Source organism: Mesorhizobium sp. M8A.F.Ca.ET.165.01.1.1 (assembly GCF_004792065.1).
Classification (GTDB): Bacteria; Pseudomonadota; Alphaproteobacteria; order Rhizobiales; family Rhizobiaceae; genus Mesorhizobium.
Genome location: NZ_SRTH01000027.1, coordinates 45,245 through 52,076 on the forward strand (window position 1 = coordinate 45,245; position 6,832 = coordinate 52,076).

8 protein-coding genes are annotated in these 6,832 nt (G+C 65.3%); 4 read left to right on the plus strand and 4 right to left on the minus strand.

Annotated features, from left to right (window positions below; all coding sequences use genetic code 11):
- Positions 1-289: 289 nt before the first annotated feature.
- From EN808_RS33720 to EN808_RS33730, 3 genes are all read left to right on the plus strand, one after another.
- Positions 290-1,567, plus strand: a complete 1,278-nt coding sequence (locus EN808_RS33720) for a polyhydroxyalkanoate depolymerase (protein WP_135918123.1) — start codon at positions 290-292, stop codon at positions 1,565-1,567.
- 160 nt (positions 1,568-1,727) lie between these two features.
- Positions 1,728-2,342 (plus strand): transglutaminase-like cysteine peptidase, encoded by a 615-nt coding sequence (locus EN808_RS33725; RefSeq protein ID WP_135918120.1) that lies wholly within the window; start codon positions 1,728-1,730, stop codon positions 2,340-2,342.
- A gap of 354 nt (positions 2,343-2,696) precedes the next feature.
- Positions 2,697-2,945 carry a hypothetical protein gene (locus tag EN808_RS33730; protein WP_127277694.1) on the plus strand — a complete coding sequence of 83 codons (249 nt, stop codon included), beginning with the start codon at positions 2,697-2,699 and terminating at the stop codon, positions 2,943-2,945.
- A gap of 185 nt (positions 2,946-3,130) precedes the next feature.
- On the opposite strand, the gene EN808_RS33735 is transcribed toward EN808_RS33730, so the two are convergent.
- The 4 genes from EN808_RS33735 to EN808_RS33750 are packed head-to-tail and all read right to left on the minus strand — an operon-like array spanning position 3,131 to position 5,852.
- The gene (locus EN808_RS33735) at positions 3,131-3,499 is read right to left on the minus strand and encodes a helix-turn-helix transcriptional regulator (RefSeq protein ID WP_127277693.1); all 369 of its coding nucleotides are present in this window, start codon (positions 3,497-3,499) and stop codon (positions 3,131-3,133) included.
- Entirely contained in the window at positions 3,496-4,026 is a 531-nt protein-coding gene (locus tag EN808_RS33740) for a Smr/MutS family protein (protein WP_127873559.1), read from the minus strand. Before EN808_RS33740 ends, EN808_RS33735 begins: the two co-directional genes overlap by 4 nt.
- The gene (locus tag EN808_RS33745; RefSeq protein WP_135918121.1) at positions 4,026-5,123 is read right to left on the minus strand and encodes a murein transglycosylase A; all 1,098 of its coding nucleotides are present in this window, start codon (positions 5,121-5,123) and stop codon (positions 4,026-4,028) included. Before EN808_RS33745 ends, EN808_RS33740 begins: the two co-directional genes overlap by 1 nt.
- A gap of 21 nt (positions 5,124-5,144) precedes the next feature.
- Positions 5,145-5,852, minus strand: coding sequence for a Tim44/TimA family putative adaptor protein (locus EN808_RS33750; RefSeq protein ID WP_127277701.1), 708 nt, complete (start codon positions 5,850-5,852; stop codon positions 5,145-5,147).
- 199 nt (positions 5,853-6,051) lie between these two features.
- On the opposite strand from EN808_RS33750, the gene EN808_RS33755 reads away from it, so the two are divergent.
- Complete coding sequence (locus EN808_RS33755) at positions 6,052-6,549, plus strand: FxsA family protein (RefSeq protein WP_135918124.1); 498 nt, start codon at positions 6,052-6,054, stop codon at positions 6,547-6,549.
- The last annotated feature ends 283 nt before the right edge of the window (positions 6,550-6,832 follow it).

The window sequence follows — 6,832 nt, forward strand, 5'->3', positions numbered from 1 at the left end:
GACCATGATCCCTCGCGGACCGCGGCTCAGCGGCGCAAGGCGAAAATTTTCGGGGATCATGGTCAGGTGTCCGGCGCGAAAGCCTGACACATATCCTACACATTTCGGCGGCGCACATTGAGCCGGCTGTGCCGTCCGGGGCCGGTTTTCAAGGCTTTGGACGAAAGAAGCATTGGTCACGCCACGGGACGTATTGCATCGCAGCAATTAGTTGTTAACCTCCCTGCGTGACATTCAAGGCTCGGCGCTGCTCGTCGTCCCTTCGGTCGAGGCAGCAGCGGGGTTCTTGATGTACTACCAGCTCTACGAAATGAACCATGCCGCCTTGCAGCCGGCCCGGCTCTATGCCGACGCTGTCCGGCTCTTCTACTCCAATCCGCTCAATCCGGTTTCGCACACACCCTGGGGCCGATCGATCGCGGCGGGCGCCGAACTGTTCGAGCGCACCACGCGCCGCTACGGCAAGCCCCAATTCGGCCTGGCCAAGACGGTGGTCGACTGGAAGAGCGTCGCGGTCACCGAAAAGACCATCTGGTCGAAGCCGTTCTGCAATCTCGTCCAGTTCGAGCGCGCCGTTCCCGCCGGACGCAAGGCCGACCCGAAGCTGCTGATCGTGGCGCCGATGTCGGGCCATTACGCGACGCTGCTGCGCGGCACGGTCGAGGCGATGCTGCCCTATGCCGATGTCCACATCACCGACTGGGTCGACGCCCGCATGGTGCCGCTGGCCGATGGCAGCTTCGATCTCGACGACTATATCGACTACATCATCGACATGCTGCACACGCTGGGTCCGGACACCCATGTGATGGCGGTGTGCCAGCCTTCCGTGCCGGTGCTGGCGGCGGTTTCGCTGATGGAAACGCGCGGCGACCCCTTCGTCCCTTCGACGATGACGCTGATGGGCGGACCGATCGACACCCGTCGCAACCCGACCGCGGTCAATCTGCTGGCCGAGGAAAAGGGCATCGACTGGTTCCGCGACAACGTCGTCATGCGCGCGCCCTGGCCGGTGCCGGGCTTCGGCCGTGAGGTCTATCCCGGCTTCCTGCAGCTTTCGGGCTTCATGAGCATGAACCTCGACCGCCACATCATCGCCCACAAGGACTTCTTCATGCACCTTGTGAAGCATGATGGCGACAATGCCGAAAAGCACCGCGACTTCTACGACGAGTATCTGGCGGTGATGGACCTGACGGCGGAATTCTACCTGCAGACCGTCGACACGGTCTTCGTGCGCCACGCGCTGCCCAAGGGCGAGATGACGCATCGCGGCACCAGGATCGATCCGTCCGCCATCCGCAACGTTGCCCTGTTCACGGTCGAGGGCGAGAACGACGACATTTCGGGTCTTGGCCAGACCAAGGCCGCGCAGGACCTGTGCGTCAACATCCCCGCCGACAGGAAGGCGCATTACATGCAGCCGGCGGTCGGCCATTACGGCGTCTTCAACGGCTCGCGCTTCCGCTCCGAGATCGTGCCGCGCATCGTCGACTTCATCACCAGCTATGGCCGCCAGAACCGGGTGGCGGTGAAGCCGAAGCTGGTCCGCACCGCCAAGCGGTAGGCAATTCTGGAAACGGAGCCGGACGGCGGTCCGATTCTGTTGCACAAGTGCCGCTGTCCCTCCCCGCGGGTAACCATGCTGCAAATCGACCCGACGTCGTAATTGACACGGAGTGTAAATCGCCCTTAACGTTTCGTTAACAACAGGGCGAGCGGGGACAATGAATTCCTCAACCATGCGAAGGCTGCGCGTATGCGTGGCAGCCGGGCTGGCAGTAACGGGAGGCTGGACGGCACCGGCCTGGGCGTCGGGCGCCATGGCGACCGGGGGCCTCACCTCGCAGCCGATCGGCCACTACGATTTCTGCAAGCAGCATCCGGACGAATGTTCGATCCGCCCGTCCAATCTCGCGCCGGCCGCCCTGACCGACGGGTTGATGCGCAAGCTGCTCAACGTCACCGCCAGGGTCAATGCATCAGTCAAGCCGATGAGCGACATGGACATCTATGGCAAGGACGAGGTCTGGGCCTATCCCGACAAGGGCGTCGGCGACTGCGAGGACTATGTGCTGGAGAAGCGGCGCCAGCTGTCCCGCATGGGCGTTTCGCTCGCCGATCTCTTGATAACCGTGGTGCGCAAGCCCGACGGTGAAGGTCACGCCGTGCTGACGGTGCGCACCGACGGCGGCGATTATGTGCTCGACAATTTGACCGACAAGGTCAAGCCCTGGGACCAGACCGGCTACCGCTTCCTCAAGCGGCAGGCGATCGACAACACCGGCCGCTGGGTCTCGATCCGCGGCGGCCAGCAGGTTCTGGTGGGTTCGGTGCAGTAGGGGCCGACAGCCGGGGACCGCTTGAGGCGGCGTAACCATCGCTTCGTCATCCTAGGGCGCAGCAGTCGCGAAGCGACGTCGCGGAGACCCTGGGATCCATGCCGTGACATCACCATAGAGCACAACGGCCCAGCAATACGCGCTGGTTATCTTCATGTCGGCACCGCCAGGTTCCGCACCGTTGCGGAGTTCGCAGGTCGCGGCATGGATCCTCGGGTCTGCGCGTCCGCTTCGCCCGTGGATGACGAACTCCTTTGGGGCCCCTCGAAATTTTTCATCCCTCCGTGAACCATTTCCGTTCGCCCGGCGACACACAGCCGTGGACGATAGAAACCCAAACCATGGAGACTTCAAATGACTGCTTTCCTGCGCAACACCCTTCTCGCCGCCGCTGCCGTTTCGGCCCTGACCGGATCCGCTCTGGCCGAGCAGACCATTCCAAGCTGCGCCAAGACCAGCCTCAACGACCTGTGGAGCGGCCGCTGTTGCGGCGCCGCCGGCGCGTCGGACTGCCTGGGCGGTGGCAATGGCGGCCGCGATCATGGCAACCATGGCGACCATGGCCGTGGCGGCAATGGCGGCAGCACGGCCGGCAAGAATTGATCTCACCATGGCTGCCCGTCGGCTACTCGCCGGCGGGCGCTGTTCTTGCGACCGGCGATCGCTCGGCCGTCGCAAAGTCGGAGCAAAGAACTGATTCTCTAACTCTTTGTTTTTACGCAATTCCCAAGGGGAAGCGCTACGCGCCTCTCCCCGGAAAACCGCTACGCACTTTTCCTGCAATTACTCTAGGATCGCCGGCCCAAGGCCGCCTGGATCGATCCTGTGATGCGGCGCAAGTCCGCCTCATCCAGCTTCTCGATGTTTTCGGCCAACAGGTTGGCGAGTTCGGTGGCGGCGGGGGAAAGACCCGACGTGTCCAGCCTGACGCGCGGGTGCGAGGCTTCGGCCAGCCGCGCCAGTTCCTCGGCATCGTCCCAGATGATGTTGAAATAGCCGATGATTTTCTGGATCAGCGTCCAGGTCGGCGCGCCGCGCCGGCCATGCTCCAGCGCCGAGAGATAGGCGGCGCTGACGCCGATCGCCGCGGCCATGTCCTTCTGGCTGACGCCGCGCTCGGCTCTCAGCGCCCGCAGCTTCTCGCCGAACGGCGTCATGAGCGCGCCCGCCGCAGCCTGATATAGAGCGCGCCCGAGCCGCCATGGTTGCGGGCGGCATGGTCGTGGCTGGAGACCAGCGGCCGGAACGCCGGCGTCGACAGCCAGGCCGGCACGGCGCGCCGCAAGACACCGTCGCCGCCCGAGGACGACCCCTTACCGGTGATGACCAGCACATAGCGGACGCCGCCGGCATGCGCCCGGTGCAGGAACGAGAACAGCAGCGAATAGGCCTCGTCCTGCGTCATGCCATGCAGGTCGACGCGGCCCTCGATCGGCAACCGGCCCTTCTGCAACTTGTCCAGGGTCGGCTCGTCGAGCCGGTGCGTGACATGCTGCACCTTCGGCTTTGCCGCGCCAGCCGGGCCGGCGGCGGGCTGGGCCGGCTGCGACGGCGTCGGCCTGGCATCGACGGCCATGTCTGCAATGTCGACGGCGGCGCGGCCCTTGAGCGGCTTGGCGGTGCGCGCCACCAGGTTCCACAGCACCCGGTCGTCCTCGCTGAGTTTGTCCGGACGCTTGCTCATCATGCGCCCCCGGCCAGCGCGCGCGGCACCAGCGCGTAGAAATCGGCGGCATTGCGCACCACGCCGGCAATCTCGCCGGCGGCATCGCCCGAGCCGGCGAACAGATCGCCGCGCGCCGGCCCGGTGATGGCCGAGCCGGTGTCCTGCGCGATCATCAGCCGCCGGAACGGCCTTTTGTCGAAGGCGGTGAGCGTCGGCGCGTCGATGTAAAAAGGCGTGCCGAATGTGTGAAGCAGCCGGTCGACGGCCATCGAGCGGCCTGGCGTCAGCGGCACCTTGGCGGCCGCGATCGGCCCGAGCGCGGCGTCATCCACCGCGGCCTCGCGGAAGAAGATGTAGGAACGGTTCTGCCACAGGATCTCGTCGACGCGCCGCGGATGCGCCTTGAACCAGGCGCGGATCGACTGCATCGTCACGTCCGCCAGCGGGATTTCGCCCAGCTCGCTCAGGATTTTGCCGGGCCCGGTAAAGCGCTGGCCGGATTTGGCGGCGTAGGTGACGCGGCAAAGCCGGCCGTCGGTCATGGCGAGCCGCGCCGCGCCTTGCACATGGATGAAGAAGGCATCGACCTTGTCGGCCAGCCAGGCGATCTCCAGTCCCTGGCCGGCGATCGCGCCGCGCTCGATCGCGCCACGGTCGGGGTATTCGGCCAGCCCGTCGGCGGCCCGGCGGGCGAAGGCGAGATAAGGATCCATCCCGGCCGGCCGGTTGGCGTCGTCGACGTCGACAAGATCGGCCGGCCGCGACAGCAGCGGCACGGTAAAATGCGCCGTCCGCACCGGCGAGGCCTCGACTTGCGGCTCGTAGAAGCCGGTGACGAGCCCGGCGCCGGTTTCCGGCCGGACCAGCATAGGAACGAAATGGCGCTCGAAGAAGGCGCGGGCCTCGGATCGGTTCGCCGGCGCGGCGCCGCGCGCTTGCGCATAGCCCTCGGCGAAGGCGCCGAAATCGACGCCCAGCGCACCGCTGCGATAGGGTTTTATCGGTACATGCAAGGCCGAACGGGCAAACGCCTCGAAGGCCGGCAGATGGTCGTCGTCGCTCCAGCCGGGCAGGTCGCCGAAGGACCTTTCAACAAGGAGAGGCGACAGCGACACCGGAGCCCGCCTGTTCCGGGCTCAGTCTTCTTCTTCGGTGGCGACGAGCTTCCAGTTCGGATCGCGCGAGCGCGTGTCGCGGGCGAAGGTCCAGACATCCTTGACCTCGGCCACGGTTTCCGGATCGCCGTCGATGACGGCGCCGGCCTGGTCGCGCGTCGCCGAGATCAGCTCGCTGATGATGCGCAGCGTCACATGCGCCTCGCCGCCCTTCATCTCGGCCGAGACGATGTCGGCCTTGTCGATGCCGACGAAGGAGGACTGGATCTTTTCCGACTTGGCCTCGCGCTCGCCGATCGCGGCGACGAACCCGTCATAGACCTCCCGCGACAAAAGGTTCTTCAGCGTTTTGCGGTCGCCGTCGGCATAGGCCATGACAATCATCTCATAGGCCATCTTGGCGCCGTCGACGAAACCCTTGGGATCGAAGGACGGGTCGTTGTCCTTGATCGCGCGCAGGCCCTTGTTGAGGTCGGTGTCGGGCTTGGCGAAGGCGTCGATCGCCGTATAGGCGTCGGCCGGCGCCGCCTCGCCGGGCAGCCGCTTGCGCGGCAGCGAAACCACATTTTCGGGCTTCTGCGTGGCCTCCTTGTCGGTGCGCGCCGCCGTGTAGGGGTCGAAGGGCGGCCGCTCGCTACCGGTCCGACGGCCCAGCACGTTGCGCAGCTGGAAGAAGATCACCACCGCCGCGATCAGGAAGAAAATCGTGCCGAAGTCGAAGAAGCCCATATTTTCCGCCAATCAATCCCTGCCTCTAGGCCGGACCGTCAAGCCGACAGGCCGCGGTCGCATAGCGTTCACCATTCAAAGCATATAGAACGCAAGGCGCAATCATTCAAATCAAAGGCAGGCATACCTATCTAACAGCCTCCGTGCCAGCGGCGATTGGTCGCCGGCGGGCCAAAACAATCGAATGGTCGGTAAAGACTTGCGCATTTCGCTGCTTCCCTTCTTTCTCCTCGCGCTGCCGCTGCTGGAAATCGCCGGTTTCGTCGTCGTCGGCCGTGAGGTCGGCGCGCTGGCGACGGTCGGCCTGGTGCTGGCCTCGAGCTTCGCCGGCGTGCTTCTGCTGCGGCACCAGGGTTTCGGTGTCATGGCCCGCATCCGCGCCGAGATGGCCGCCGGCCACGACCCCAGCCGCCAGCTCGCCCATGGCGCCCTGATCGTGGTCGCCGCGATCCTGCTGATCATCCCCGGCTTCATCACGGACATTGTCGGCCTGCTGCTGTTCCTGCCGCCGGTGCGCGACTTCGCCTGGAGCAGGCTCAAGGGCCGCATCGTCGTGGCCAGCAATTTCTCCACCGGCGGCTTCCGCCGCCAGCGCGACAAGGTCATCGACCTCGAAGACGGCGACTATTCGCGCGAGGACGACCTGAAGCGCGGCCCGGACCACAATTCGCCCTGGCGGCGGCTGAAGGACGATTAGGTCGCGGTTGCGGCTTGTTCCCGAACGTCGGCGCTGCCCCTCATTGTCCTGCCGGACATTTCTCCCCGTATAGTGACGGGGAGAAAGAGGCTGGCCGCAACGCGGGCCGCATCCTTCCAACGTTGATGATTGGCGAAATCATCGGACAGAGCACCCCCTTGTATCTACACGAGAGAGATTTCGTGGGATTGAAGCGATTGAGCCAAGGTCCGGGCGGCCGCCCGGACCTTGGCTTGGCGAAGTCGCCCGTACCACCTGAGGTTACAGCCGCGGGAGAGCTTGG

What these genes read in the sequence shown, in the direction of transcription:
- EN808_RS33730 (WP_127277694.1), top strand. Translation starts at nt 2,697, where the DNA reads ATGACTGCTTTCCTGCGCAACACCCTTCTCGCCGCCGCTGCCGTTTCG.
- EN808_RS33720 (WP_135918123.1), top strand. Translation starts at nt 290, where the DNA reads ATGTACTACCAGCTCTACGAAATGAACCATGCCGCCTTGCAGCCGGCC.
- EN808_RS33750 (WP_127277701.1), bottom strand. Translation starts at nt 5,852, where the DNA reads ATGGGCTTCTTCGACTTCGGCACGATTTTCTTCCTGATCGCGGCGGTG.
- EN808_RS33740 (WP_127873559.1), bottom strand. Translation starts at nt 4,026, where the DNA reads ATGAGCAAGCGTCCGGACAAACTCAGCGAGGACGACCGGGTGCTGTGG.
- EN808_RS33725 (WP_135918120.1), top strand. Translation starts at nt 1,728, where the DNA reads ATGAATTCCTCAACCATGCGAAGGCTGCGCGTATGCGTGGCAGCCGGG.
- EN808_RS33735 (WP_127277693.1), bottom strand. Translation starts at nt 3,499, where the DNA reads ATGACGCCGTTCGGCGAGAAGCTGCGGGCGCTGAGAGCCGAGCGCGGC.